General features: G+C 65.8%; 24 protein-coding genes. 15 read left to right on the top strand and 9 right to left on the bottom strand.

Features of this window, described 5'->3' with window-relative positions; translation table 11 throughout:
- The 9 genes from H9K76_RS05770 to H9K76_RS05810 all read left to right on the top strand — a co-directional run bounded on the left by H9K76_RS05770 (position 1) and on the right by H9K76_RS05810 (position 9,745).
- Complete coding sequence (locus H9K76_RS05770) at positions 1-1,710, top strand: PepSY-associated TM helix domain-containing protein (RefSeq protein WP_187598662.1); 1,710 nt, start codon at positions 1-3, stop codon at positions 1,708-1,710.
- Entirely contained in the window at positions 1,707-2,060 is a 354-nt protein-coding gene (locus H9K76_RS05775; protein ID WP_187598664.1) for a DUF3325 domain-containing protein, read from the top strand. The genes H9K76_RS05770 and H9K76_RS05775 overlap by 4 nt, the downstream gene beginning before the upstream one ends.
- A 53-nt stretch (positions 2,061-2,113) precedes the next feature.
- The gene (locus tag H9K76_RS05780) at positions 2,114-3,289 is read left to right on the top strand and encodes an efflux RND transporter periplasmic adaptor subunit (protein WP_187598666.1); all 1,176 of its coding nucleotides are present in this window, start codon (positions 2,114-2,116) and stop codon (positions 3,287-3,289) included.
- The gene (locus tag H9K76_RS05785; RefSeq protein WP_187598668.1) at positions 3,283-5,328 is read left to right on the top strand and encodes an ABC transporter permease; all 2,046 of its coding nucleotides are present in this window, start codon (positions 3,283-3,285) and stop codon (positions 5,326-5,328) included. The genes H9K76_RS05780 and H9K76_RS05785 overlap by 7 nt, the downstream gene beginning before the upstream one ends.
- Before the next feature lie 2 nt (positions 5,329-5,330).
- The gene (locus tag H9K76_RS05790) at positions 5,331-6,767 is read left to right on the top strand and encodes an efflux transporter outer membrane subunit (protein WP_246475336.1); all 1,437 of its coding nucleotides are present in this window, start codon (positions 5,331-5,333) and stop codon (positions 6,765-6,767) included.
- A gap of 30 nt (positions 6,768-6,797) precedes the next feature.
- Positions 6,798-8,018: a bifunctional phosphopantothenoylcysteine decarboxylase/phosphopantothenate--cysteine ligase CoaBC gene (gene coaBC / locus H9K76_RS05795; RefSeq protein WP_187598670.1), complete on the top strand. Its 1,221-nt coding sequence runs from the start codon at positions 6,798-6,800 to the stop codon at positions 8,016-8,018.
- Between the two features lie 59 nt (positions 8,019-8,077).
- On the top strand, positions 8,078-8,584 hold the full coding sequence (locus H9K76_RS05800) for a hypothetical protein (RefSeq protein WP_187598672.1): 507 nt from the start codon (positions 8,078-8,080) through the stop codon (positions 8,582-8,584).
- 35 nt (positions 8,585-8,619) lie between these two features.
- Positions 8,620-9,069 (top strand): dUTP diphosphatase, encoded by a 450-nt coding sequence (gene dut, locus H9K76_RS05805; RefSeq protein ID WP_187598674.1) that lies wholly within the window; start codon positions 8,620-8,622, stop codon positions 9,067-9,069.
- Positions 9,070-9,229: 160 nt separating this feature from the next.
- Entirely contained in the window at positions 9,230-9,745 is a 516-nt protein-coding gene (locus tag H9K76_RS05810; RefSeq protein ID WP_187598675.1) for a glycine zipper 2TM domain-containing protein, read from the top strand.
- A 66-nt stretch (positions 9,746-9,811) separates the two neighbouring features.
- On the opposite strand, the gene H9K76_RS05815 is transcribed toward H9K76_RS05810, so the two are convergent.
- Positions 9,812-10,336, bottom strand: a complete 525-nt coding sequence (locus H9K76_RS05815; RefSeq protein ID WP_187598677.1) for an FKBP-type peptidyl-prolyl cis-trans isomerase — start codon at positions 10,334-10,336, stop codon at positions 9,812-9,814.
- Positions 10,337-10,389: 53 nt separating this feature from the next.
- On the opposite strand from H9K76_RS05815, the gene H9K76_RS05820 reads away from it, so the two are divergent.
- The 3 genes from H9K76_RS05820 to H9K76_RS05830 all read left to right on the top strand — a co-directional run bounded on the left by H9K76_RS05820 (position 10,390) and on the right by H9K76_RS05830 (position 12,633).
- Positions 10,390-11,523, top strand: coding sequence for a JmjC domain-containing protein (locus H9K76_RS05820; RefSeq protein WP_187598679.1), 1,134 nt, complete (start codon positions 10,390-10,392; stop codon positions 11,521-11,523).
- Between the two features lie 31 nt (positions 11,524-11,554).
- Positions 11,555-12,100 carry a hypothetical protein gene (locus tag H9K76_RS05825; protein ID WP_187598681.1) on the top strand — a complete coding sequence of 182 codons (546 nt, stop codon included), beginning with the start codon at positions 11,555-11,557 and terminating at the stop codon, positions 12,098-12,100.
- Positions 12,101-12,309: 209 nt separating this feature from the next.
- Positions 12,310-12,633 (top strand): hypothetical protein, encoded by a 324-nt coding sequence (locus H9K76_RS05830; RefSeq protein ID WP_187598683.1) that lies wholly within the window; start codon positions 12,310-12,312, stop codon positions 12,631-12,633.
- Between the two features lie 312 nt (positions 12,634-12,945).
- On the opposite strand, the gene H9K76_RS05835 is transcribed toward H9K76_RS05830, so the two are convergent.
- The 6 genes from H9K76_RS05835 to H9K76_RS05860 all read right to left on the bottom strand — a co-directional run bounded on the left by H9K76_RS05835 (position 12,946) and on the right by H9K76_RS05860 (position 18,126).
- Positions 12,946-13,728 carry an MBL fold metallo-hydrolase gene (locus H9K76_RS05835; protein ID WP_187598685.1) on the bottom strand — a complete coding sequence of 261 codons (783 nt, stop codon included), beginning with the start codon at positions 13,726-13,728 and terminating at the stop codon, positions 12,946-12,948.
- Between the two features lie 128 nt (positions 13,729-13,856).
- Positions 13,857-14,951 (bottom strand): outer membrane protein assembly factor BamC, encoded by a 1,095-nt coding sequence (gene bamC, locus H9K76_RS05840; RefSeq protein ID WP_187598686.1) that lies wholly within the window; start codon positions 14,949-14,951, stop codon positions 13,857-13,859.
- A 72-nt stretch (positions 14,952-15,023) separates the two neighbouring features.
- Positions 15,024-15,923, bottom strand: a complete 900-nt coding sequence (dapA, locus tag H9K76_RS05845; RefSeq protein WP_187598688.1) for a 4-hydroxy-tetrahydrodipicolinate synthase — start codon at positions 15,921-15,923, stop codon at positions 15,024-15,026.
- A gap of 30 nt (positions 15,924-15,953) precedes the next feature.
- Positions 15,954-16,544, bottom strand: coding sequence for a class I SAM-dependent methyltransferase (locus H9K76_RS05850; protein WP_187598690.1), 591 nt, complete (start codon positions 16,542-16,544; stop codon positions 15,954-15,956).
- A 106-nt stretch (positions 16,545-16,650) separates the two neighbouring features.
- The gene (locus H9K76_RS05855; protein WP_187600824.1) at positions 16,651-16,872 is read right to left on the bottom strand and encodes a hypothetical protein; all 222 of its coding nucleotides are present in this window, start codon (positions 16,870-16,872) and stop codon (positions 16,651-16,653) included.
- Positions 16,873-16,905: 33 nt separating this feature from the next.
- Positions 16,906-18,126, bottom strand: coding sequence for an MFS transporter (locus tag H9K76_RS05860; RefSeq protein ID WP_187598692.1), 1,221 nt, complete (start codon positions 18,124-18,126; stop codon positions 16,906-16,908).
- Positions 18,127-18,236: 110 nt separating this feature from the next.
- On the opposite strand from H9K76_RS05860, the gene H9K76_RS05865 reads away from it, so the two are divergent.
- From H9K76_RS05865 to parC, 3 genes are read left to right on the top strand one after another with little or no spacing between them, the layout of a single operon-like run.
- Positions 18,237-20,222 carry a DNA topoisomerase IV subunit B gene (locus tag H9K76_RS05865; protein ID WP_187598693.1) on the top strand — a complete coding sequence of 662 codons (1,986 nt, stop codon included), beginning with the start codon at positions 18,237-18,239 and terminating at the stop codon, positions 20,220-20,222.
- 1 nt (position 20,223) lies between these two features.
- Positions 20,224-21,264, top strand: a complete 1,041-nt coding sequence (locus tag H9K76_RS05870; protein WP_187598695.1) for a lytic transglycosylase domain-containing protein — start codon at positions 20,224-20,226, stop codon at positions 21,262-21,264.
- Positions 21,261-23,615, top strand: a complete 2,355-nt coding sequence (gene parC / locus H9K76_RS05875; RefSeq protein ID WP_187598697.1) for a DNA topoisomerase IV subunit A — start codon at positions 21,261-21,263, stop codon at positions 23,613-23,615. Before H9K76_RS05870 ends, parC begins: the two co-directional genes overlap by 4 nt.
- A gap of 352 nt (positions 23,616-23,967) precedes the next feature.
- Here parC and H9K76_RS05880 read toward each other — a convergent pair whose 3' ends face one another.
- Both H9K76_RS05880 and pdxY read right to left on the bottom strand, forming a co-directional pair.
- Positions 23,968-24,261: an antibiotic biosynthesis monooxygenase family protein gene (locus H9K76_RS05880; RefSeq protein ID WP_187598699.1), complete on the bottom strand. Its 294-nt coding sequence runs from the start codon at positions 24,259-24,261 to the stop codon at positions 23,968-23,970.
- A 120-nt stretch (positions 24,262-24,381) separates the two neighbouring features.
- A complete protein-coding gene (gene pdxY / locus H9K76_RS05885) occupies positions 24,382-25,266 on the bottom strand; it encodes a pyridoxal kinase PdxY (protein ID WP_187598701.1) in 885 nt (294 codons plus the stop codon).
- Positions 25,267-25,284: the final 18 nt, after the last annotated feature.

The following is a 25,284-nucleotide window of genomic DNA, read 5'->3' on the forward strand; positions in this document are numbered from 1 at the left end:
ATGAGCACAGACGCGTCATTGACGGGTGCGGGCACCGGAGGCTTTCGGCAGGCGCATGCGTGGCTGCACACCTGGTGCGGGCTTTGGTTCTCATGGCTGCTGTTCGCGGTGTTTCTCACGGGAACGCTGGCGGTCTTCGAGGAGCCCATCACCCACTGGATGACGCCGGAACACCATGCCGAGGAGGCCGCCGCGCAGCAGCTTGCAGCATCGGCGCCCGCCTCGGCCTCGCTGGCACAGCGGCTGGCCTGGGGGACCGACTACATGCGCGAGCACCACCAGGGCGCCGCGATGTGGGAGCTCTGGCCCTCGGACGCCACGGGCGCCGGCGACCTGCGCGTGTACTGGTTCGACAGCAACCGCCAATATGCCGCCGCGCAGTTGAGCACGCGGGACGGTTCGCCCATCCAGCCGGCGGCCACGCCGCCCGTGCGCGGTACGCAGGGCGGCCATCATTTCGTCACCTTCCATTACGAGCTGCATGCGGGCACGGCCGGGTTGTGGATCGTGGGTGTGGCGGCGCTTGCCATGCTGGTGGCCCTGGTGAGCGGCGTGATCACGCACAAGCGCATCTTCAAGGACTTCTTCACCTTCCGTGCACGCAAGGGACAGCGCAGCTGGCTGGACGCCCACAACGCGGTGGCGGTGCTGACGCTGCCTTTCCAGTTCATGATCGCGTACACGGGCCTGGCGCTCTCGGTGCTCACCTTCCTGCCTGCGGGCGTTGCCGTGTACTACGGCACGCAGAAGGCGGATCGGGAGCGCTTCGTGGCCGAGCTGAACGAGCCCGGCAAGCCCGAGGCCTCGGGCCGTGCCATGGAGGTTCCCGATCTGGAACCGTTCGTGCAGCGCGGCCAGACGCTGATCGGCCAGCCCGTGCGCGCCGTGGTGATCGACCATCCGGGCGATGCGGCTGCACGTATCGGCATCTATGGCTGGAATGAGGATGCCGACGCACACGGGCGGCTGAGCCCGACCACCGGCATGGCCATGTTCTCGGCCGCAACGGGAGAAGTGCTGCAGGTGCGGTTGCCCGGCGCCGTGGATGGCGGCACGCCCTCGCTTGCGCAGTCGGTGATGGGCGGCCTTCACATGGTGCCGTTCGGCGGCCTGGCGCTCAAATGGCTGTACTTTGTCTGCGGGCTCATGGGCAGCGCGATGATGGCCACGGGCGCGATTCTTTTCATGGTCAAGCGCCGGCATCGGCACCAGGGCGAGTTCGGCTCGGCGACTGCGCGCGTGTATCGCCTGATCGAGGGACTCAACGTGGCGGCGATCGCGGGCCTGGGCATCGCCTGCGTGGGCTACCTCTGGGCCAACAGGCTGGTGCCGCTGGGCATTGCGCACCGAGACGATTGGGAGATCGGCCTGTTCTTCGGCGTGTGGGGGCTGGCCGTGGTGCACGCATGGTGCCGCCCACCCCGGTCCGCATGGATGGAGCAACTGGCCGTGCTGGCCGCGCTCTGCCTGCTGTTGCCCTGGCTGAACCTCCTCACGACCGGCGAGATGCTTGTCACGCAGGTGCTGCACGGCGACTGGGAAAGCGCGGGCGTCGAGTCGGTGTGCATTGCCGCGGGTGTGCTGGCGATCTGGGCGTTGCGCTGGCTGAGGCATCCGGAGGGCCGTAACCAGCGAACTCCTCGCCGCGAAAAGCAAGGGGCGGCGACAGCCATGACGGCAGGTACGGCGACGGCGGAGGTGGCGGAATGAGCATTGTTCATGCGGCCTTGACGGCCCTGGCGCTGGCCTTCACGGGCATGTGCGCACTGGCCTTTGCGATGGACCGGCACCACGAGCAGTTGACCGGCCAGCGCTCCATAGCGCCCTGGCGCGCCGGATGGCTGCGCTGCGCGGGCGCGGCTCTGCTGGTGCTTTGTGCGCTGCCTGCTTTGGTTGTCTGGGGGGGCAGCGTGGGCACGGTGGCCTGGATCGGCTTCATGGGCGCGGGGGCCTTGCTGGCCGTGGTCGGTATCAGCTTGCACGCGCGCTGGGCGTGGCGAGTGGCCCTGGTGGTGCTTGTGGCGAGCACCCTGTCTCTTGTTTGTCTTGCATGGGTTTGACGGTCGATGAAGTTTTCATTTGCACACGGCGTGGGTCTTGAGAGGGCGGAGCCATGAGATTTTCCCGGGGGAAGGTCCTGGCGGCCTGTGTTTTGCTGCTCATCGGCACGGCAGCTGCAGCGCTCTGGTGGAACACGCGCGAACGCGTGGAATACACGACGCAGAAGGTCGAGCGCGGCCGTATTGAATCCACGGTGACGGCCATCGGCACCTTGCAGCCGCTGCGCTACGTGGATGTGGGCGCCCAGGTGTCGGGGCAGATCACCCGGCTGCTGGTGGCACCGGGCGCGGTGGTGAAAAAGGGCGACCTGCTGGTGGAGATCGATCCCAGCGTGCAGCGGGCGACGGTGGATGCGGGGCGGGCGCAACTGGCCAATCTGCGCGCGCAGTGGGCCGAGCAGCAGGCTCAGCAGCGCCTGGCCACGCAGCAACTGGCACGCCAGCGGCAGATGGCGGCCGACGAGGCCACGCGGCTCGAGGACCTGCAGACGGCCGAAGCCAACCATGCACAGGCCAGCGCCCGCATCGACCAGATCCGTGCGCAGATCGACCAGACGCAGGCCACGCTCAAGGCCGATGAGGCGCGGCTCGGGTACACGCGCATCTATGCGCCGATGGCGGGGACCGTGGTGTCGGTGGATGCGCGCGAAGGCCAGACGCTGAACGCCACCTACCAGACACCGGACATGCTGCGCATTGCAGACCTGTCGGGAATGACCGTCTGGACCGAGGTGTCGGAGGCCGATGTGCGCCGCGTGCAGCCGGGCCTGCCTGTCTATTTCACGACGCTGGGCGGGGCCGAGGAGGGCGACAAGGCGCGCCGCTGGCATGGCTCTGTGCGACAGGTACTGCCTGCGCCGCAGGTGCCCAAGGCGCAGGCGGGTGGCGCGGCCAAGCCGGCGACGGCGACCAAGGCGGTCACCTATACGGCGCTGTTCGATGTGGACAACGCCGACGGTGAACTGATGCCGCAGATGACGGCGCAGGTGGTGTTCATCACCGCGCGGGCGGAGAACGCGCTGATCGCGCCGCTGTCCGCGTTGATGCTCCAGGCGGAGGCCGTCACGGCACGGGTGCTGGATGCCGCCGGACAGCCGCAGACGCGTACGCTGCGCCTGGGGGCGCGCAGCCGGCACCAGGCCGAGGTGCTGGAGGGGCTGGGCGAGGGCGACCGCCTGATCCTGTCGGAAACCAAGGCGGGCGGTGCACTGCGGTGGCTGCAATGGTGAATGCCGGTCCTCCGCTGATCGTTCTTGAGGGCATCCGGCGTCGCTATGGCGGCATGGGCGGGCAGCCCGAAGTGGAGGTGCTGCACGGCATCGATCTGACCATCCATGCGGGAGAGTTCGTTGCCATCGTCGGACAGTCGGGATCGGGCAAGTCCACGTTGATGCACCTGCTCGGATGCCTTGACCGGGCGAGCGCAGGCTCGTACCACTTTGCAGGGCACGATGTAGCCGAACTCGATTCCGATGCGCTGGCCTGGCTGCGCCGCGAAGCATTCGGCTTTGTGTTCCAGGGCTATCACCTGATCGCCACCGAATCCGCGAGCGAGAACGTGCAGGTGCCGGCGCTGTATGCCGGATTGCCCGAGGCGCAGCGTGCGGAACGCGCTGCGGCCCTGCTGGCCCGGCTGGGCCTGGGCGACAAGCTCGATCTGCGGCCCAATCAGCTCTCCGGTGGCCAGCAGCAGCGCGTGTCGATCGCACGCGCCCTGATGAACGGCGGCCGCATCATCCTTGCCGACGAGCCGACCGGAGCGCTCGACAGCCGCAGCGGCGAGCAGGTCATGGGCCTGCTGCGTGAGCTTGCCGATGCCGGCCACACCATCATCCTGATCACGCACGACCATCAGGTGGCGGCGCAGGCCAGGCGCGTGGTGGAAATCCGCGATGGCAGCATCCTTTCCGACAGCGCGGGCGCGGTTCCCATGGTCGCCGGGGACACAACGCCTGATGCAACCGGCGTAAACGGAGTGAACAGGGCGAACGGTGCAACAAACGGTGGAGGGACTGCGGGCGCACTGCCTTCCCTGCAGCTCGATCCTGTGCAGGCACGGCACGCCGCGGCCCGCACGCTGTGGAATGAACTGGGTGAGTCCGCCCGCACGGCATGGCGCGGCATGCGGCTCAACCGCGTGCGCACGGGGCTGACCCTGCTGGGCATCGTGATCGGCGTGGTCTCGGTGATCGTGATGCTGGCCATTGGCGAAGGGGCGCGCCGCCAGGTGCTCGAGCGCATGGGCGCCATGGGTACGGCCATGCTCTACATGAGCAGCATGCCGCCGCAGACCGGCGGGCCCAATGGCGATCTGACCGAGGCCGACCTGCAGGCCGTGCGCGAGCTGCCCGAGATGCGCTACGTGCTGCCGGTCATCGGCGATCCCACGACGGTGCGCCATGGGCGCGTGGACAAGCAGGTCTATGTATTCGCGTCGGGTGAGGAGATGCCTGCCGTGCACCACTGGTCGGTGGCGCAGGGGCGCTTCTATACCGAGGCCGAAGACCGTGCGCTCGCGCCGCTCGTCGTGCTGGGGCACAAGGCCAGCCGGCATTTCTTTCCGGACGTGCCGAGCCCGCTCGGCAGGCAGTTGCTCATCGGCGCCTCGCCCTTCGAGGTGATCGGCGTAATGGCCGAACGCGGTGCGGACTCGGGCGTGCAGGACTACGACGACATGGTGTTCATTCCCTACCGCGCGGGCCGCGCGCGGGTCTACCAGGCGCAGACGCAGCCCGACTACGTGGTGATGCAGGCGGTGTCGGCAGACAAGGTGTACGAGGCCGAGGCCGCCATCCGCAAGCTGCTCGTCGCACGCCATGGCCGCGAGGACTTCGGCATCGGCAACGCGGCGGCGCGCATCCAGGCCGAGATGCAGACCCGGCGCAGCATGAGCGTGATGCTGGGGCTGATTGCCGCCGTCTCGCTCGTGGTGGGCGGTATCGGCGTGATGAACGTGATGCTGATGACGGTGAAGGAGCGCACGCGCGAGATCGGCATCCGCGTGGCGACCGGTGCGCGCCAGCGCGACATCCTGCGGCAGTTCATGACCGAGGCGGTCATGGTCACCCTGGTGGGCGGCGCTGCGGGAGTGGCCTGCGGCCTGCTCGTGGGGGCCGTGCTGATTCTTGCCGGCGTACCGGTGGTGTTTTCCATATCGGCGATGCTGGGAGCCTTTGCCTGCGCCGTCGCGACGGGCCTGGTGTTCGGCTACATGCCTGCACGCACGGCCGCAAGGCTCGACCCGGTGGTCGCATTGACGGGGGAGTAGGCATGCGGCAACGACGACGGACAACGAATGCACAGGCCCGCGCAGCCATGCTGGCGTGCGTGGTGTGGCTGACCGGATGTGCCTCGGTCGGCGGGCCATCGGTGGGCACGCCGCCTGCGCTTCCCCCGCAATGGACGGGCGAGGCCGAGGGCCGTTCGCAGGTGAGCGTGGCTGTGGGCGTCGAGGCGGGCGTGGCAGACGATTGGTGGAGGGCCTTCGGCAGTGTCGAGCTGGATGCGCTGGTGGCGCGCGCGGCCGCGGAGAACCAGGATGTGGCCGCGGCCACTGCGCGCGTGAGGCAGGCCGATGCGCTTGCGCGGCAGGCCGGGGCGGCGTTGCTTCCTGCACTGAACGCATCGCTCTCCGCGAACCGTGAGGCGCGCCTGGGCGGCAGTGCGCAGGCGTCCGGCAACCAGTGGGGCGCAGGCCTGGCGGCAAGCTACGAGATCGACTTCTGGGGGCGCCATGGTGCCGGGGCCAGGGCGGCCGAGGCACAGCGACAGGCCAGCCTGTTCGACAGGGATACGCTGACGCTGAGCGTCAGTGCGGGCGTGGCCGACATGTGGCTGCGGTGGCATGCACTGCACGAGAGGCAACGCATCGCGCACGACAGCCTTGCGAACTCCGAGCGCCTTCTGCGCTGGCTCGAGGCGCGGGCGCGGGCCGGATCGGCCTCTGCGCTCGAGCTTGCGCAGCAGCGCGGCCTGGTGGCGCAGCGTCGGCGCGACATTGCGAGTTTGGCGCAGGAGATGGCAGCGGCCCACGGCGCCCTGTCGCTCCTGCTGGGCGAGCCCATCGACGCGAGGCGCCTTGCTTCCGGCGATGGGAACGTCTGGAACGCCCTGGCCGAGCCCTCCATCGGTGCGGGTCTGCCATCGCAACTGCTCGTGCGACGTCCCGACATTGCTCGCGCGGAGGCCCGGCTGGCCGCGGCCGACGCCAACGTCGAGGCGGCGCGCGCCGCGATGCTGCCGTCGTTCACGCTGCGCGCCGGCGTTGCCACGGGCGGCAGCCGCCCGGGCGCCCTGTTCGACAACCCGCTCTACACACTGGCAGCCGGGCTTGCAGCCCCGATCTTCGATGCGGGCCGCCTGCGGGCCGGGGCCGACCTGGCGCAGGCGCAGCGCGACGAACTGCTTGCCGACTACCACCGCAGCATCGTCGCGGCATGGACGGATGCGGATGTTGCTCTGCAGTCCGTGGCGTACCTGCAGGAGCAAAGCCTGGCGCATGCGCAGGTGCTGGCGGAAGCCGAACGCGCTCTGGCATGGGCGGAGCGCCGGTATGCCGCCGGAGCCGAAACGCTGCTCCTGCTGCTGGACGCGCAGCGCACGCTCCATGCCGCGCAGGATGGGGCGGTGCAGCTCAAGCAGGCCCGCCTGCAGGCGCGGGTTGCGGTCTACAAGGCCCTTGGCGGAGGGTGGACCGCGCCGCGATGAGGCCGTTCGTAGTCTGCTAAATTCTCCGGCATGACACAGCTTGCTGGAAAACACATAGTTCTCGGCCTGAGTGGCGGCGTGGCCTGCTACAAGTCGGCCGAATTGTGCCGACTGTTGATCAAGGCCGGCGCCACGGTCCAGGTCGTGATGACGGAGGACGCCGCCCAGTTCATCACGCCGGTCACCATGCAGGCGCTGAGCGGCCGGCCCGTGCATTCCTCGCAGTGGGATGCGCGTGAGCCCAACAACATGCCGCACATCAACCTGAGCCGCGAGGCCGACGCGATCCTGATCGCGCCGTGCAGCGCCAATTTCATCGCCCGGCTGGCGCAGGGGCGCTCGGACGAACTGCTGAGCCTGCTGTGCCTGGCACGGCCGATCGAGCGGGTGCCGCTGCTGCTGGCACCGGCAATGAACCGCGAGATGTGGCTGCACCCCGCCACCCAGCGCAACATGGCGCAGGTCGCAAGCGACGGCGCGCTGATACTGGGCGTGGGCAATGGCCCGCAAGCCTGTGGTGAAACCGGCGATGGCCGCATGCTCGAGCCTGAGCAGATCGTGGAAGACCTGGCGGCGCAGCTTTCCCCCAAGAAACTGGTCGGTCACCATGTTCTGGTGACGGCGGGGCCCACCTTCGAGGCGATCGATCCCGTGCGCGGCATCACCAACCTCTCCAGCGGCAAGATGGGCTTTGCGATTGCGCGCGCCGCGCGTGACGCGGGCGCGCGCGTCACGCTGATTGCCGGCCCGGTGCATCTGCAGACGCCGCGCGGCGTGCAGCGCGTGGATGTGCAATCGGCGCAGCAGATGTTCGATGTGGCCACGGCGCTGGTCACCGAGGCATCGATCTTCATCGCGACGGCCGCGGTGGCGGATTGGCGACCGGCGCAGGCCAGCGAGCAGAAGATCAAGAAAGATGGCTCGGGAGAGGTGCCCGCGCTCACCTTTGTCGAGAATCCGGACATCCTGGCCAGCATTGCGCACTCCCGGGCCGCCGAGTCGGGGGCGCTGTTCTGCGTCGGCTTCGCGGCCGAAAGCGAGAACCTGTTGGCCCATGCCAGTGCCAAGCGCAAGAGAAAGGGCGTGCCGCTCCTGGTCGGCAATATCGGCCCGGCCACCTTCGGACAGGACGACAACGCGCTGGTGCTGATCGACGCGGAAGGACATCGCGAGATGGCCCGTGCGTCCAAACAGGTGCTGGCGGATGAGCTGATCGCCGACATCGCACGGCGCGTGCCCGTCAAGGGCTGAGCGGGCTCGCACGCACGGCCCGCCACTCGCTGTCCACCACGCACCACGGGAGTTCCACCATGCGCGAAATCTTTGGAAACGCTCCGGCCCATCCCGCTGATACGCCCCCGGACGGTGACTTCGCACGCTATGTGGAGGCCTTGGTGGAGCGGCAGGCAAGGGCCCTTGCGGGCGGTCAGCAGATCGCGCAGGTGTCGCAACAGCTGCAGATGCCTCAACAGCCGGGAAGGCCGGTGCAATCCGCGCAGGGAAGGGCATTGCCGCTGCCCGCGAAGGAGAGCAAGGGAGTGAAGGCGGCAAAAGAGGCGGCCCAGGGGGCGGTGCTGCCGTCGTGGCACGATACCCGGCAGGCGACCAAGACCGCCGAGAGGTGGGACGTGCCTCCGCTGCCCGGGGCCGGGCCGACGTTGACGCGGCTGCTGATCTCCATTGCCGTGGCAGCGGCGATAGGGTTGTTTTCTGTGCTGAATATCCGATGGGGCCCTGCGCTCGCTACACTCCTCCTCCTTTTTGCTGCGGCCCAAGGCATACGCAGGATTCTTGGCGGACTCAAGGGCCGGAAGTAGCGCCCTCCCGTCCGTCACAACGAAAGTAGTCTCAAGTGAAGATTGATGTGAAAGTTCTCGATCCGCGCATGGCGGATCAATTGCCCGCCTACGCAACGCCCGGCAGCGCCGGCCTTGACCTGCGGGCCTGCCTCGATGCTCCGCTCACGCTGGCGCCCAATGCGTGGCAGCTGGTGCCCACCGGCATCGCGATCCACCTGCGTGATCCAGGTTATGCCGCACTGATCCTGCCGCGCTCGGGCCTGGGCCACAAGCACGGCATCGTGCTGGGCAACCTGGTGGGCCTGATCGACAGCGACTACCAGGGCCAGCTCATGGTGAGCGCCTGGAACCGCAGCGATGTGGCCTTCACATTGCAGCCAATGGAGCGCCTGGCGCAGCTCGTCATCGTGCCTGTGATGCAGGCGCAGTTCAATGTGGTGGCCGAGTTCGACACTGCGAGCGAGCGCGGCGAGGGCGGGTACGGATCCACCGGGAAACACTGAGGTCGTCTGCGGCCGTGCACGAGGTCGCGATGTTGGCGAGGCTGTGTATCGGGACGGTAAAGCCGGTTCAGGACTACACAAGGGTGTTTGGAGAGGCCGCAGCATGTTGTACAAGGCACCCGCATGGTGCGGGCCACGGTACATGAAAAGGAACGATGAAATGCGTGCACCTCGACGAATCGCCTCCATCTCAGGCGCGCTGGCGCTGGCAGGGCTGCTCAGCGCCTGCGCCTACCAGGATCCCTATGGCGGGGGATATCCTCCACCTCCGCCGCAGCCCACCGCCGGCTACGGTGGCGGATATCAGCAACCCGACCAGAACGTGGCCGAATATGGCGTCCTGAGGAACATCGAGGCCCAGCCTCGTACCTATCAGCGGGGCTCCACGTCCGGCGTGGGGGCCGTTCTCGGCGCCGTGGTCGGTGGTGTGCTGGGCAATCAGATTGGTGGCGGGCTGGGACGCGCCGCAGCCACTGCGGCTGGCGCCGTGGGTGGCGCCTACGCAGGCAATGCACTGGAAGGGCGCACGGCCCCGAGTGGCGAGGTGGGCGGTCTCTACCGCCTGATCATCCAGCTCGACCGCGGCGGCGAACGTATCTATGACGTGCCGGATCCCGGCGATCTGCGCCCCGGCGATCGCGTGCGCATGGTCAACGGGCAGATCTCGCGCTATTGAGGATGAGGTCCATGGCGAGGCGCACAGCGCAATGATGCACTGCCCGTGCGCCCCTGCCGGTCTTGGCTAGTGAACCGTGTCGCTGCCGGGTGCCATGGGCTGGATGCGGAAGAAGCCGGTGCCCGCAGAGCCCCGGCCGACCTCGTCCTCGGTGGCTTCGCGGATGGCGTGGATCTTCAGCTTGATGCGCAGCGCAATGCCGGCGAGCGGATGATTGCCGTCCAGCACCACATGCTCCGGATAGATCTGCGCCACTGTGTACAGCGCATCCTTGGGCATGCCGGGCGAAAGACCTTCGGGAAGGGCAGTGCCGTCGAAGGTCATTCCCTCTTCGATGTCGGGCGGAAACTTGTCCCTGGGTTCCAGAAAGATCAAGTTTTCCTGATATTCACCGAAGGCTTCTTCGGGTTCGAGGTGTAATTGCAGCTCATCGCCGACTTTGTGACCCTGCAGGGCTTCATCGATACGGGTGAGCAGATCGTCTCCACCGACGAGAAATTCGACCGGTTCGTCGAGAACGTCCAGCTCATCGCCCAGCGTATCCTTGAGCTCCCAGGTCAGTGCGACAACACATTGTTGAGTGATTTCCATAGGAGAATTGTCGCAGTTCGTTCGACGGCCGCCAACGCGGCCTTTTTCACGCCATGGATGTTCAGAAAATCACCCCCTTGCTGGGCGGCATGTCGCCGGCCCAGTTCATGCGCAAGCACTGGCACAGGAAGCCGCTGCTGGTGCGCCAGGCCATCCCCGGGTTCATGGCGCCGATTCCGCGCGCCGAGCTGTTCGAGCTGGCAGGGCAGGAGGGCGTCGAGTCCCGCCTGATCCAGCAGAAGAAGACCGGCTGGTCGCTCCAGCATGGACCCTTCCAGCGCCGCGCCTTGCCTTCGCTCGGCACGCCTGAATGGACGCTGCTGGTCCAGGGCGTTGACCTGCACCATGCCGCCGGCCGTGCGTTGCTGGACGAATTCCGTTTCGTTCCCGAGGCGCGCCTGGATGACCTGATGATCAGCTATGCGAGCGATGGCGGCGGGGTCGGTCCGCATTTCGACAGCTACGACGTATTCCTTCTGCAGGCGCATGGCAGGCGCCGCTGGCGCATCGGCCGCCAGCGCGATCCGTCGCTGGTCGAGGGTATGCCGGTGAAGATCCTCGCGAACTTCGAGCCCGAGGAGGAATACGTCCTGGAGCCGGGCGACATGCTGTACCTGCCCCCCCGCTGGGCGCACTACGGCATTGCCGAGGGCGAATGCATGACGTACTCGATCGGCTTTCGCTCCGCCCAGCGTGACGAGCTGGCACGCGAGACGCTGCTGCGCATCGCGGATGCGCTCGGCGAGTCGGAGGGTTCTCCGATCTACCGCGATCCCGGCCAGGAGGCCGTCGATGCGCCGGGCCAGGTGCCGCCCGCGCTGCAGGAGTTCGCCCGTGAGGGCGTGATGCGTGCGCTCGCTCAGGGGCAGGTGCTCGAGCGGGCCCTGGGCGAGGCGCTGACCGAGCCCAAGGGCAATGTCTGGTTCGATCCACCGGAGGACGAGCCGGACCTGACGCAGCTCGGCATCGAGCTCGATCGCCGCAGCCGCATGATGTATGACGAGAAGCATGTGTACATCAATGGTGAAAGCTACCGGGCCTCGGGCCGCGATGCCGCGCTGATGCGCACGCTGGCCAACGAGCGCAGGCTTTCCGCGCGCGAGCTTGCCAAGGCCAGCGATGAGGCTTTGTCCCTGCTGGAGTCCTGGTTCGATGACGGCTGGGTGCGCGCGTTGACGCAGGGCTGAGTCCCGACACAGCCGACGGAGGCCCTCCTGCATGACCGACAACTGCGATACCGAGAGCGATGGAAGCTGCCCATTCCCGCAAGGACGCTTCGATGGGCCGGCAGAGTTCCAGCAGTGGATTCGGCTGGCGTTGCACGGTGCCGCGGAGCAGGGCCTCAGGGAATTGATCCTGTGCGACCGCGATTTCAGGGACTGGCCGCTCGGCGAGCGCGAAGTGCTGGAGGCGTTGAATGCCTGGGCTTCGGCAGGAGGTCCTTCGTCAGGGCGCAGCCCGCGAAAATGCATCGTGCTGGCGGGCAGCTTCGAGTTCCTGCGTGCCCGGCACCCTCGCTTCGTTCAGTGGCGCACCCGCTGGGATCATATTATCGAGTGCCGCCTGCTGGGCACCCGCAACGCATCGGACATCCCCAGCGCCATCTGGGCGCCGGGCTGGTGCCTGCAGCGGCTTGACGTGGAGCGCAGCCGGGGGACGGCCACCACCGATGCACGGCACGGACTGGTGCTGCACGAGCATCTGCGGGAATGGATTGCGAGCCGCAGCCGTCCGGGGTTCCCCGCGACGATATTGGGGTTGTGACCAAAAAGTCACAGGAATGTAAACCTTCATGATTCACGTCGGGATAACCCTCTATTGCCCAAAATAATTCTTATAATATGTGGCTGTAATTCGCAAATCGTGGGGCTCAGTATGGATTGGGTGCCCCATTCGGCCTTGTGCATTGCTTTGCAAGAGGTGGGCATAAGGGCTAATCAAATCTGATCTGACTGTCCAAATAGGAAATTGAAATGAAGAACTCCATCGTTCTCGCCGCTCTGGTTGCTGCTGTTGCCCTGTCCGCTTGCGGCAAGAAGGAAGAAGCTGCTCCCGCTCCTGCGCCAGCTCCTGTTGAAGCCCCGGCTGCTGCTCCCGCTGCCGACCAGGCCGCTGCTGCTGCCAGCCAGGCTGCCGCCGCTGCGACCGAAGCCGCTTCCGCTGCTGTGGACGCCGCATCCGCTGCTGCTTCCGCTACCGTCGACGCTGCTGCCAATGCCGCGAACAACGCCGCTGACGCTGCCAAGGCTGCCGCTGATGCCGCTGCCAACGCTGCTGCTTCCGCTGCCAACAAGTAATAATCACTCTTCTGCAGCGCGGGCCTGAAAGATGGCTTGTGCAACTGAGGGTAAAGGCTCCACCGAAAGGTTGGAGCCTTTTTGTTTTGGGTGCCACGCAATGCGCGAACGCGGTGAAATGCGTGACGCTATCCGCTGTTTATCTCGTTTGTGTCTCTTTGTTTTTTCAACAGCAAAATGAAAATCCTGTCCCGGAGCGTGGGGAATGATCAGGTAGCCGTCAGGGGAACTCCATTTCAAAATGGAATGGCGTGAAATGAGCGGTAAATCCTGCTGGACAAAAGTGGCATTAATCGAGTGGATTTGCTGGCGTCAGTTGCCGACCTGGACCCAGCATGAGCCGGATTTCTGCAACGCCACGTCGATGTCGGCTGCATCGCGTCCCAGGGCGGTGGCGAGTGCCTGTCGGGCCAGTTTGGGCAGGTTGTTCTCCTTGCTCAAATGCGCTGCCACCACGCGCTGAAGCCTGTCCCTGTCCACGAACTGGAGCAGTTGCGCGGTCTGCTCATTGGCCAGATGGCCATGGTCACCGCCGATGCGCCGCTTGAGAAACGCGGGGTAGCGGCCATTGCGCAGCATCTCACTGTCGTGATTGGCTTCGATGAGCAACGCGTCGCAGTCCGCAATGTAGGGCGCGACCGCGAGACTGGCGTGTCCGAGGTCGGTGAGCAGCGCGATATGCCGTGCCCCATCGCTCACGCGCAGGTGCAGCGGCTCCCGGGCGTCATGTGGCACGGCAAACGGCAGGACCTCCATGGCCCCCAGGTCGATGCTCTCGCCATGTGCCGTGATGCGCAGAAGGCCATGAAGATCGGGCTCACCGATCGCCTCATAGGTTCCGCGGCTCATCCAGACGGGAATGCCGTGGCGTAACGCGAGCGTCGCCATGCAGCCGACATGGTCGGAGTGTTCATGCGTGATGAAGATGCCATCGATCTGCTGTATCCCGAGGCCCGCTTCGCCCAGGCGCTCGGCGGTGATGCGGATTCCGAGGCCGCAATCCACCAGCAGTCTCCTGGTGGAGTGGCCGCTGCGGCCTTCGACGATGGTGGAGTTGCCCGAGCTGCCACTGCCCAGGCTCTTGAAGCGAAGCATGCGCTATGTACCGCGGTAGAGGCCCTGTCTGATCGAAAAAGAAAAATGCGCCTTGTCCACGGACATGGACAAAGGCGCATGGTGGAGTGTACATCGGTGCCGGATCGGGCACCGATGTCCTCACGTGCTTACTTCATGTCGTCGGCCAGCACGCGCAGGATGCGCTCGGCATTGGCCGAGGTTTCCGGTGCGCCGGCGGCATTCAGGACCGTCACCACGCTCTGCGATGCTTCGCTGCGGACGACGACGCGGTACTTGAGCGGCGGAACGGCATCCGGTGCACCCTTGAACAGCTTGCTGAAGAAGCCTTGTTCCTTCTTGTTCGGATCGGGTGCGACATAGCGCACGTAGTACACGCCTTCCGCACGGTTGCGATCCTCGACCGTGAAGCCGGTGCGGTCCAGCGACAGGCCGACGCGGCGCCATGCACGATCGAAACCTTCGTCGAGCTGGATAACGGGCACGCCGTTCGCGTTGGTCACCTTGACCGATGGTGCGAGCGGGGTGGTCTGCGCAGCAGCTGCGGCGGCCTTCGACTGGGCTTCACTCACGCCGAGCTTGACCATCATGCGGCGCAGGAATTCGGCCTCAAGCTCCGGGTCGACCGGGCGCGGCTGCCACATCGTGGCGTCCTTCTGCTGGTTGCTGTAGACCTCGATCATGCCTCGATGGCTCACGTAGATGTTGGTGCCGCCCTTGGGGTTGCGCTCCAGGCGTGTGCGGAACTTGTCGCGTTCGCCCGTGGAGTACAGGCCGTCGAACAGCTTGCCGATAGTCGAGCGGATCATGTCCTGCGGGATCTTGGCGCGGTTCTCGGCCCAGTCGGTTTCCAGAATGCCGAGCTCGGAATTTTCCTGGGTGAAGACGAAGCCGTTCTCGAGCCAGAAGTCACGCACCGGTTCCCAGAGCTTGTCTGCCGGGCGGTCGATCACGAGCCAGCGCTGGTTTCCGTCGCGCTCGATGTGTACGTCGCCGATCGTGGAGGGTGCCGTGTTGGGACCTGTGGGCTTCTGTGCCTGGCCCGCCTCGTAGGCTTGCGCGGAGACAGCGCCGCCGGGCACGGTGTAGCGGGTGTCGCGCGAGAGCTGTGTCAGGTCGGGCGGCACCTCGAGTGTCGCGCCCTTCTTGGCGCTCTTATAGTCGATCTTGTCGCTCTCCAGCACGGAGCAGGCGGACAAAGCCAAAGCCAGGCCCAGCAGGCCGAGTCGTGTCGTAGCGTTCACGCGAAATTCCTCATTGATTTGGGAGTGCCGTTGGGAGCGGTATCAGGCCGGTCGCAGGGGCGGTCGCCGGCCTCAGCCGAGCAGGCCCGCCGCACGCAGGGCAGCCTCCACCACCGCTTCGTTGCCCTGGCTCATGGTCGTCATCGGCAGGCGCAGCGTGCCGCCGCACAGGCCCATGCGCTCCATGGCCCACTTCACGGGGATGGGGTTGGCTTCCACGAAAAGGTTCTTGTGCACCGGCAGAAGCCTGAACTGGATCTCCATGGCCTTGCGGACATCGCCTGCGATCGCAGCCTTGCACAGCTCGGCCATCAGACGTGGTGCCACGTTGGCTGTCACGCTGATGTTGCCCTGTCCACCGCAGAGCATGAGCGCCACGGCGGTCGGGTCGTCACCGGAGTAGACGGAGAAATGTGCGGGCTTTTCACGGATCAGCCACTGCGCGCGCTCGATGTTGCCGGTGGCTTCCTTGATGCCGACGATGCCGGGCACCTGGGCCAGGCGCATCACGGTTTCATGGTGCATGTCGGCCACCGAGCGGCCGGGCACGTTGTACAGGTACATCGGCAGGTCGCCCACGGTCTCGGCGATGGTCTTGAAGTGCTGGTACTGGCCTTCTTGCGTCGGCTTGTTGTAGTAGGGCACGACCTGCAGCTGGCTGTCGGCACCCACGCTCTTGGCGAACTTGGCAAGCTCGATCGCCTCCGCGGTGGAGTTGGCGCCGCAGCCGGCCATCACGGGGACGCGGCCGGCGGCTTGCTCGACGGACACGCGGATGATCTCGCAGTGCTCTTCCACATTCACTGTGGGGGACTCGCCGGTGGTACCGACGACGCCAAGGCAGGCCGTGCCTTCGGCGATGTGCCAGTCGATCAGTTTGCGCAGGGTGGGGTAGTCCACACTGCCGTCCTTGTGCATGGGAGTGACCAGGGCAACGATGCTGCCGGTCAGGGGAGCGCTGGGAGAAGTCATGTCCGTGTCTTTATACGGGAAAGAAGCATTCTAACTAGTCAGAGTGTGGCCCAGGGAGGCCCTGAACAACTCTGCCGCGGAATCGGGTTCGCGTCGGGCCACGATGCGTTGAACGAATCGCTCGGGATCGTCCAGGAATCCGTCCTCGTAGGCAATGACGCGCAAGTCCTTGCAGACCTGCAGCAACTCGCCGGGCTGGAGCAGGAATTCCGCGCGGGCGGGTCTTCCGACCGTTTCGTTGCCGCTTGCGAAGGTTTCATGGATCAGCACGCCGCCCGGCGCAAGGCTGTCCAGGATGACCGGAAAAATCGGTCTCCAGAGGTAATTGGTGACAACAACTGCTGCAAACTGCCGCCCCGGCAGGGGCCAGGGGCCGTTCTCGATGTCCGCCTCGAGGACCGCGCCGAAGCGGCCCGCAGAGGCCAGCACCTCGGGTGAGCGGTCGACGCCGGTCACCTGGTGGCCGCGCGATGCGAGCCACTGCATGTGTCGCCCCGAGCCGCAGGCCACGTCCAGCACGTCCGCACCCGGGGCAATCAGGTGCGACCAGCGCTTCACCCATGCGGAGGGAGAATGCAGCGGGGCATGTTCGGTGGCGTGGCTGGCGTTGGGGAGGGTCATCTCGATGCGGTGCGGCCTTTCGGGGCCGGGCAAGGTGGTGCCGTGGAGAGGCTGTGGTGAAGTGGGCGATTATTCATCAACTCGCCAGGCCGGCAATGGGTTGACTTCAGAAGCACGCCCACAACTGGTCGGCCAGCGTCACCAGGAAATCGGGCTGGGCATAGAGCGAGAAGACGCCCAGCAGCACGGCGGCGATGGCGACGGTCATGGCGATGGCCGCCGCCAGCCGGACACCCGTCCGCCTGCCTGCCGATGGGCTTTCCCCTGCATCGGGGCGTCGGCCCGAGCCGGGTCCGGCATGGGTTGAGGTGCTGGCAGGTGTCGACATGGTGATGGTGTCCCAACGAGGAGTACGGGTGCGCTATGCGGCCTGTGGGGCTGCAGGGCGGACAATCGCATTTTCGCGCACGGGAAGATTCACCAATCCCGCGAAGACGCCAAGGGCAATCGACAGATACCAGACGACGTCATAGCTGCCCGTCCGGTCGTACAGGTAACCGCCGAGCCACACGCCCAGGAAACTGCCGATCTGGTGGCTGAAGAAAATGAAGCCGCTGAGCATCGACATGTGCTGCACGCCGAAGATCTGCGCGACCACCGCATTGGTGGGCGGCACGGTGGACAGCCACAGCGCGCCGATCACGGCAGAGAACACATAGACCGACAGGGGCGACAGCGGCACCAGCAGGAAGACGGCAATGACGACGGCCCGCGCGAAGTAGATGAAGGCCAGGATATGGCGCTTGGCCATGCGCTGGCCCAGCGTGCCGGCGATATAGGTGCCGAACACGTTGAACAGGCCGATCAACGCGAGCGCGTAGCTGGCCACCTGCGGGGACAGGCCATGGTCCTTCAGGTAGCTTGGCATGTGCACGCCGATGAACACCACCTGGAAGCCGCAGACGAAATAGCCGGCGGTAAGCAGCAGGAAGCTCGGATAGCGGATAGCCTCCTTGAAGGCCGCGCCCGCGCTCTGCGTGCGCTTGACCTGGGCCGAGCCCTGGAAACCTGGCTCGCGCAGGCCGAAGGCGAGCGGAATGATCAGCAGCACGGCAATCGACAGCACCAGCAGCGCCGTCTTCCAGCCCAGTTGCAGGATGAGCTGGCCTTCGACCGGAACCATCAGGAACTGTCCGAACGAGCCGGCGGCGGCCGCCACGCCCATGGCCCAGGAGCGCTTGTCCGCGGCGATCTGCCGGCCGAGGACGCCATAGATCACGGCATAGGTGGTGCCGGCCTGCGCCGCGCCGATCAGCACGCCGGTGGTCAGCGCGAACAATCCCGGGGTCGGCGACAAGGCCATTCCGGCCAGCCCCAGCGCGTAGAGGACCGCGCCGCCGATGAGCACCTTGAACGCGCCGAGACGGTCGGCGGCAATGCCTCCTAAAATGCCGAACAGACCCCAGGCCAGATTCTGAATGGCCAGGGCAAAGGCGAACGTCTCCCGAGTCCAGCCCATCTCCTGCGTGATCGGTTGCAGCCACATGCCGAAGCCGTGGCGAATGCCCATCGACAGCGTGACCACGGCAGCACCGCAGGCGAGCACCTGTGCCATGGGCAATTTTTTTGGATCGTTTTGCATTTGCACAAATGTAGCCAAAACACGGTGTTCCCGCAGGCGCCGGGTTGAGCCCCGCGCGGTGGGGAAAAGACATAAGCCTGTTTTTATATCCAGTATTACAATGCGCCGCCATGGCAACCAAACCTGCATCCAATCCGGCAAGTGAATACTCCGAAGGCTCCATTCGCGTCCTCAAGGGATTGGAGCCCGTCAAGCAGCGTCCGGGCATGTACACCCGCACGGACAACCCGTTGCACATCCTCCAGGAAGTGCTGGACAACGCCGCCGACGAGGCGCTTGCCGGTTTCGGCAAGAAGATCAAGGTCACCCTGCACACCGATGGGTCGGTGAGCGTGGAGGACGACGGCCGCGGCATTCCGTTCGGCATCCATCCCGAAGAGGGCGCGCCCGTCGTCGAGCTCGTGTTCACGCGCCTGCACGCCGGGGGCAAGTTCGACAAGGGCAACGGGGGCGCCTACAGCTTCTCGGGCGGCCTGCACGGCGTGGGTGTCTCGGTGACCAACGCGCTGTCGAAACGCCTCGAAGTCACCACCCACCGCGAAGGCCAGGCCGCAAGGCTGGTGTTCTCCGGCGGCGACGTGGTCGAGCCGCTGGTGGCCCGCCCCCTGCAGGCCGGCGAGCGCAAGCAGGGCACGACCGTGCAGGTCTGGCCCGATGCATCGTATTTCGAGTCGGGAGCCCTGCCCATGGGCGAACTCACCAACCTGCTGCGCAGCAAGGCCGTGCTCATGCCTGGCGTCACCGTCACGCTGGTCAACGAGAAGACCCGCGATACGCAGACCTGGCAGTACAAGGGCGGCCTGCGCGACTACCTGGCGCAGACGCTCAACGCCGATCCCGTGATCCCGCTGATCGAGGGCGAAGGCTATGCCGACCGCAACAGCGAGAGCTTCGCCGAAGGCGAGGGCGCGGCGTGGTGCGTGGCGTTCACCGAAGAGGGATCTCCGGTGCGCGAGAGCTACGTGAACCTGATTCCGACCACGGCCGGCGGAACCCATGAAAGCGGCCTGCGCGATGGCCTGTTTCAGGCGGTCAAGAGCTTCATCGAGTTCCACTCGCTGCTGCCCAAGGGTGTCAAGCTCATGCCCGAGGACGTGTTTGCGCGCGCCAGCTATGTGCTGTCGGCCAAGGTGCTCGACCCGCAGTTCCAGGGGCAGATCAAGGAGCGCCTGAACTCGCGCGACGCCGTGCGCCTGGTGTCGAGCTTCGTGCGGCCATCGCTCGAACTCTGGCTCAACGAGCACGTCGATTTCGGCAGGAAGCTGGCCGAACTGGCGATCAAGGCCGCGCAGACCCGCCAGCGCGCGGGCCAGAAGGTCGAGAAGAAGAAGGGTTCGGGCGTCGCCGTCCTGCCCGGAAAACTCACCGACTGCGAGAGCCGCGACCTGGCCTACAACGAGGTTTTCCTGGTTGAGGGCGATTCCGCCGGCGGCAGCGCCAAGATGGGTCGGGACAAGGAGAATCAGGCCATCCTGCCGTTGCGCGGCAAGGTGCTGAACACCTGGGAGGTCGAACGCGACCGCCTGTTCGCGAACACGGAAGTGCACGACATCTCGGTCGCCATCGGTGTCGACCCGCACGGACCGAACGATACGCCCGACCTGAGCGGCCTGCGCTACGGCAAGATCTGCATTCTCTCGGATGCCGACGTGGACGGCTCGCACATCCAGGTGCTGCTGCTCACGCTGTTCTTCCGCCACTTTCCCAAGCTCATCGAGGCAGGAAACATCTACGTGGCGCGTCCGCCGCTGTTCCGTGTCGATGTGCCCGCGCGCGGCAAGAAGCCCGCAGCCAAGGTCTATGCGCTCGATGCGGCGGAACTCGAGAGCATTCTCGACAAGTCCGCCAAGGACGGCGTGCCGCGCGAGAAATGCCAGATCAGTCGCTTCAAGGGCCTGGGCGAGATGAACGCCGAGCAGCTCTGGGAGACCACGCTGAATCCGGATACCCGTCGCCTGCTGCCGGTGCGCGTGGGCGGTGCGTTCGATTTCGGCGCAACGGAAGGCCTGATGACCAAGCTGATGGGCAAGGGCGAGGCCGCCGCGCGCCGTGAACTGATGGAAGTTCATGGCGACGAGGTGGAGGTCGACATCTGACATGAACGGGCCCTCGCGTCACCTCGGATTCCCGACGCCCGGACAGGCTCCGGCGTTGCGTCCGCTCTTGCGTGCGGGAGCGGGCGGGAGTGCGGGTGGCCGCAGCGGCCTGGCCGGGCGCCTGCTGAGGTTGCCCCTGCTTGCCGCGGTGCTGTGCCTCGCGCAGCAGGCGGCGCACGCCGATCTGTGGGCCTATGTCGATTCGCGCGGAGTCACGCATTTCGCCGCGGAGCAGATCGATGCCAACTACACCCTGTTCTTCCGTGGCGACCAGTTCGATTCCACGCGCGATGCCAGGACGGAGGACGCGGGCTCGGACCATACGGACTATTCGCTTGCGGAAGCAGGAAGCGCCAGCGTGCGCAAGCTGGCATTCATCGACATCTCGCCGGGCTACAAGAGCGTGCGCACACAGATTCGCGGTGCGGCGCAGTCGTCGGGTCTCGAATATGAGCTGCTCAAGGCCGTCATCGCCACCGAGTCGGGCTTCGACCGGATGGCGGTTTCGCCGCGCGGTGCGGTCGGCCTGATGCAGCTGATGCCCGCCACCGCCAGCCGCTTCGGCGTGGCTGCCGACAAGAAGCGCAGCGTGGCGCAGAAGCTCGAAGACCCGGCCACGAACCTCAACGCCGGGGCCAGCTACCTGCGTTATCTGCTCAAGCTTTTCGACGGCCGCAAGGACCTTGCCCTGGCGGCCTACAACGCGGGCGAAGGCGCCGTGCAGCGCGCCGGCAACCGGATTCCCGCGTACCGCGAAACCCAGAATTACGTGAAGAGCGTGCTGGGCCTGTATGCCATGCTCAAGCCGCCGGAGCCGGTGCGCGCGCATCGTGCCCACCAGGCGCAGCAGGGCGTCGTCCCCGGCCGTATCCGCATGGAGATCCCTGCGGGCACGGCGGAGGAGGCCTCCTCTGCTCCCTCTTCTTCCTCATCCTCTTCTTCACCCACCACTTTCTCATCCCCTCTTGGCGCCGCCGGCTCGAACAGCGTTGTTCGAGTCGCCTCGCGCGCCACATGGCAAGACTTGTCTGCGAACGAATGAGCGATCAATCCACTCTTGAATTTTCTGCTGATCAGCCCGACGGCGACAGCCTGGAACTGGCGCAGTATGCGCAGCAGGCGTACCTGGAATACGCCCTCTCCGTCGTGAAGGGGCGCGCGCTGCCCGATGTGAGCGACGGCCTCAAGCCCGTGCAGCGCCGCATCCTCTATGCGATGGATCGCATGGGCCTTGGCTACAGCGGCCCCACGCGCAACGTGCCGGCCAAGCCGGTGAAGAGCGCGCGCGTCGTCGGCGACGTGCTCGGCAAGTACCACCCGCACGGAGACCAATCCGCCTACGACGCACTGGTACGCCTGTCGCAGGACTTCAGCCAGCGCTATCCGCTGATCGACGGGCAGGGCAACTTCGGCAGCCGCGACGGTGACGGTGCGGCCGCGATGCGCTACACCGAGGCGCGCCTGGCCAAGATCACCACGCTGCTGCTCGACGAGATCGACATGGGCACGGTGGACTTCATGCCCAACTACGATGGTTCGTTCGACGAGCCCCGGCAACTGCCCGCGCGCCTGCCGTTCTCGCTGCTCAACGGATCAAGCGGCATTGCGGTGGGGCTGGCGACGGAGATTCCGAGCCACAACCTGCGCGAGGTGGCCGATGCCTGCGTTGCGCTCGTGAAGTCCGCGAAGCTGAGCGACGATGAGCTCTATGCGCTGATCCCCGGCCCGGACTATCCGGGCGGTGGCCAGATCATCAGCAGCGCATCCGACATCCAGGATGCCTACCGCACGGGCCGTGGCAGCCTCAAGGTGCGCGCGCGCTGGAAGATCGAGGAACTTGCCCGCGGACAGTGGCAGCTCATCGTCACCGAACTGCCTCCGGGCACCAGTACGCAGAAGGTGCTGGAGGAGATCGAGGAGCTGACCAACCCCAAGGTGAAGACCGGCAAGAAGGCGCTCACGCAGGAACAGAGCCAGCTCAAGGCCAGCATGCTGGCACTGCTGGACGGCGTTCGCGACGAGTCCAGCAAGGATGCACCCGTGCGGATCGTCATCGAGCCCAAGACGGGCAAGGTGCCGCAGCAGGAACTCATCACCACGCTGCTTGCGCACACCAGCCTTGAAACATCGTCGTCGATCAACCTCACGATGATCGGCCTCGACGGCAGGCCGGTGCAGAAGTCGCTGCGCCAGATGCTGGAGGAGTGGATCAGCTTCCGCCAGACGACGATCGCACGCCGTTCGCAGCACCGACTGAACAAGGTGCTCGACCGCATCCATATCCTCGAAGGCCGTCAGCTCGTGCTGCTGAACATCGACGAGGTGATCGCCATCATCCGGGCTTCGGACGAACCGAAGGCAGCGCTGATCGAGCGCTTCCGGCTTACCGACCGCCAGGCCGAGGACATCCTTGAAATCAGGCTGCGCCAGCTGGCACGGCTTGAGGCGATCAAGATCGAGCAGGAGCTCTCCGAGTTGCGCGAGGAGCAGGGCAAGCTCGAGGAAATCCTGGCCAACCCGAATGCGCTGCGTCGCCTGATGATCAAGGAGATCGAGGCCGATGCCAAGCAGTTTGCCGATTCGCGCCGCACATTGATCCAGGCGGAGAAGAAGGCGGTAGCCGAGGTGAAGGTGGTGGACGAGCCGGTGACGGTCGTCATCTCCGAGAAGGGCTGGGTGCGTGCGCGCACCGGACACGGCCACGAGGCCGGCAGTTTCGGCTTCAAGTCGGGCGATACGCTGTACGGCACCTTCGAATGCCGTACGGTGGATACGCTGATCGTGTTCGGCAGCAACGGCCGTGTGTACTCGGTCGCCGTGTCGCAACTGCCGGGCGGCCGCGGCGACGGCCAGCCGATCACCACGCTGATCGATCTTGAAAGCGGCACGCAGCCCGTGCACTACTTTGCCGGCCCCAACAATGCGGCGCTGCTGCTCGCGGGCTCGGGCGGCTATGGCTTCATCACCACGGTGGAGCACATGACGGCACGCAATCGCGGCGGCAAGTCGTTCGTGAACCTGGGCGACAAGGAGACGCTGTGCCGGCCCTCGCATGCTGCATTCACCACGGCGTCGCAGGAGCTGGTGCCCGCGACCCATGTGTGCTGCGCCTCGGTGGGCGGCCGCATTCTCACGTTCGAGATCGCCGAGCTCAAGATGATGGAAAAGGGCGGTCGCGGGCTCATGCTGATCGACCTGGAGGACAAGGACCAGCTTGGCGGCGCGGTGGCTTACACCCGCAGCGTGCGCTTCACGGGCATCGGCCGCGGCGGCAAGGCGCGCGAGGAGACGCTGGAAATCCGTTCGCTCAACAACGCGCGCGCAGCGCGTGGGCGCAAGGGCAAGGCGGGGGATTTCGGCTTCAAGATCAACGATCTGATCCGCGTGGAGTAAGCCGGTTGCACATCGCCGAAAGGCGATAAGAAAAATGCGTGAACCTTTGAGGGTCACGCATTTTTTTTGGTTCTTCGTGGAATACCGGGGTGGATGGGGGCGCGTGACGAATGGGCGCGCTGTGCTTTCGGTGAGAGTCTTCGTGTGGAGGTGCTGATATGGCCCCTCATACTTTGTTGCAAAGGCTTGCCGTACCAAAGTACTGTCTTCGCCTTTGCGTCGCGTCTGAGGGGCCATCTCAGCATTGGGGTGAACAGTTCAAGGCGGGCGCGCGCTGCTCAGGCAGTCACTTGGAAAGCCTCAATACTATCCCCAGTAGTCCGTGATGAACCCTTCTTATGACTGGAAGAGCTCAGCCGACGGAGGTGAAATGTTCCACGCTGGGCGGCGCTGCAAAGAAAGGTCCGACGATCGCGCGCCATTCGGCAAAGGCGGGTGACCCGCGGAAGCCCACGGTGTGGTCTTCGAGCGTCTCCCACTCGATCATCACGAGATAGCGCTCCGGGCTCTCGATCGAATGCTTGATGCGGTAGCCCTTGAAGCCCTTGGCGCGGGAGATGACGGTGCTCAGGCCGCGCGCGACGGCTTCCTCGAATGGCGCCTGTTGGCCTGCTGGGATCTTGATGTCCACGACTTCCAGAATCATGATGTCCTTCGTTGGGTGATGCGGAAGATGCATTCTTGCACCGACTGTTCCGGGGACTGCGGAAAATGCCGAAATTTTCGATGCGTCAGCGCACCCTGGTGATGCGCGCGCCATGGCGCATCACCGGCTTGTCCAGGGTGTTGCCTCGAACCGTTTGGCAGGCTGCATGATCTGGTCCCGGCACGCCACCAGCGGCAGGTCGCGCTGGCCGGATTGCGTGCGCGAAACCAGGGCGTAGAGCGTGCTCACGGCGCTTGTGACGGCCTGCTCCACCGATTCACCCTGCAGCATGTGGCCGAGCAGCACCGACGAGAACACGTCGCCCATGCCGTTGGGCAATGGCTGCAGATCGACAAAGGGCGTCTGCACGAGCCAGGCGTTCCGGGCGGTGACGGCCAGTGTGGCAAGGCTGTCCGCCGGCAGGTCGGAGGTGCGCAGGCTGGTGATGACGATGAGCGCCGACGACGGCTGGTGCATGTTGGCCAGCATTCCGCGCGCTGCCTTGACGGCAGCTTCCACGGTAGTGAGCGGCTCACCGCCGCAGAGCAGTTCGAATTCGTAGTGATTCGGCGTGATCACGCTGGCCTGCGAGAGGGCGCGCTTGCGCAGGAACTCCGGAATGCCGGGCCGCACGAACACGCCGCGCCCCACATCGCCCATGACCGGGTCGCAGAGATAGTGCGCAGCGGGATGGGCGGCGCGAACTTCCTGCACCGCGGAGAGAATCACTTCGCCCACGCCGGGGTCGCCGAGATAACCCGAGAGCACGGCCTTGCAGCGCGCGAGCACGCCGCGCGCACGCAGGCCGTCGATCACATCGGTGACATGGGCCGGGGTGAAGACCTGGCCCTTGAACTCGCCATAGCCCGTGTGGTTGGAGAACTGAACCGTATGGACGGCCACCGGCTCGATGCCGAGCAACTGCAGCGGCAGCATGGCCGCATCATTTCCCACATGCCCATAGGCCACATGGGACTGAATCGTCAGAACAAGCGGGGTGTCCATGGTGTCTCCGGGTGCGCG

This window comes from Diaphorobacter ruginosibacter, assembly GCF_014395975.1.
GTDB lineage: Bacteria > Pseudomonadota > Gammaproteobacteria > Burkholderiales > Burkholderiaceae_C > Diaphorobacter_A > Diaphorobacter_A ruginosibacter.

Bases quoted from the DNA above. Each gene is read 5' to 3' on its own strand.
- H9K76_RS05770 (WP_187598662.1), top strand. From the start codon at position 1: ATGAGCACAGACGCGTCATTGACGGGTGCGGGCACCGGAGGCTTTCGG.
- H9K76_RS05775 (WP_187598664.1), top strand. From the start codon at position 1,707: ATGAGCATTGTTCATGCGGCCTTGACGGCCCTGGCGCTGGCCTTCACG.
- H9K76_RS05780 (WP_187598666.1), top strand. From the start codon at position 2,114: ATGAGATTTTCCCGGGGGAAGGTCCTGGCGGCCTGTGTTTTGCTGCTC.
- H9K76_RS05785 (WP_187598668.1), top strand. From the start codon at position 3,283: ATGGTGAATGCCGGTCCTCCGCTGATCGTTCTTGAGGGCATCCGGCGT.
- H9K76_RS05790 (WP_246475336.1), top strand. From the start codon at position 5,331: ATGCGGCAACGACGACGGACAACGAATGCACAGGCCCGCGCAGCCATG.
- coaBC (WP_187598670.1), top strand. From the start codon at position 6,798: ATGACACAGCTTGCTGGAAAACACATAGTTCTCGGCCTGAGTGGCGGC.
- H9K76_RS05800 (WP_187598672.1), top strand. From the start codon at position 8,078: ATGCGCGAAATCTTTGGAAACGCTCCGGCCCATCCCGCTGATACGCCC.
- H9K76_RS05810 (WP_187598675.1), top strand. From the start codon at position 9,230: ATGCGTGCACCTCGACGAATCGCCTCCATCTCAGGCGCGCTGGCGCTG.
- H9K76_RS05815 (WP_187598677.1), bottom strand. From the start codon at position 10,336: ATGGAAATCACTCAACAATGTGTTGTCGCACTGACCTGGGAGCTCAAG.
- H9K76_RS05820 (WP_187598679.1), top strand. From the start codon at position 10,390: ATGGATGTTCAGAAAATCACCCCCTTGCTGGGCGGCATGTCGCCGGCC.
- H9K76_RS05825 (WP_187598681.1), top strand. From the start codon at position 11,555: ATGACCGACAACTGCGATACCGAGAGCGATGGAAGCTGCCCATTCCCG.
- H9K76_RS05830 (WP_187598683.1), top strand. From the start codon at position 12,310: ATGAAGAACTCCATCGTTCTCGCCGCTCTGGTTGCTGCTGTTGCCCTG.
- H9K76_RS05835 (WP_187598685.1), bottom strand. From the start codon at position 13,728: ATGCTTCGCTTCAAGAGCCTGGGCAGTGGCAGCTCGGGCAACTCCACC.
- dapA (WP_187598688.1), bottom strand. From the start codon at position 15,923: ATGACTTCTCCCAGCGCTCCCCTGACCGGCAGCATCGTTGCCCTGGTC.
- H9K76_RS05850 (WP_187598690.1), bottom strand. From the start codon at position 16,544: ATGACCCTCCCCAACGCCAGCCACGCCACCGAACATGCCCCGCTGCAT.
- H9K76_RS05855 (WP_187600824.1), bottom strand. From the start codon at position 16,872: ATGTCGACACCTGCCAGCACCTCAACCCATGCCGGACCCGGCTCGGGC.
- H9K76_RS05860 (WP_187598692.1), bottom strand. From the start codon at position 18,126: ATGCAAAACGATCCAAAAAAATTGCCCATGGCACAGGTGCTCGCCTGC.
- H9K76_RS05865 (WP_187598693.1), top strand. From the start codon at position 18,237: ATGGCAACCAAACCTGCATCCAATCCGGCAAGTGAATACTCCGAAGGC.
- H9K76_RS05870 (WP_187598695.1), top strand. From the start codon at position 20,224: ATGAACGGGCCCTCGCGTCACCTCGGATTCCCGACGCCCGGACAGGCT.
- parC (WP_187598697.1), top strand. From the start codon at position 21,261: ATGAGCGATCAATCCACTCTTGAATTTTCTGCTGATCAGCCCGACGGC.
- H9K76_RS05880 (WP_187598699.1), bottom strand. From the start codon at position 24,261: ATGATTCTGGAAGTCGTGGACATCAAGATCCCAGCAGGCCAACAGGCG.
- pdxY (WP_187598701.1), bottom strand. From the start codon at position 25,266: ATGGACACCCCGCTTGTTCTGACGATTCAGTCCCATGTGGCCTATGGG.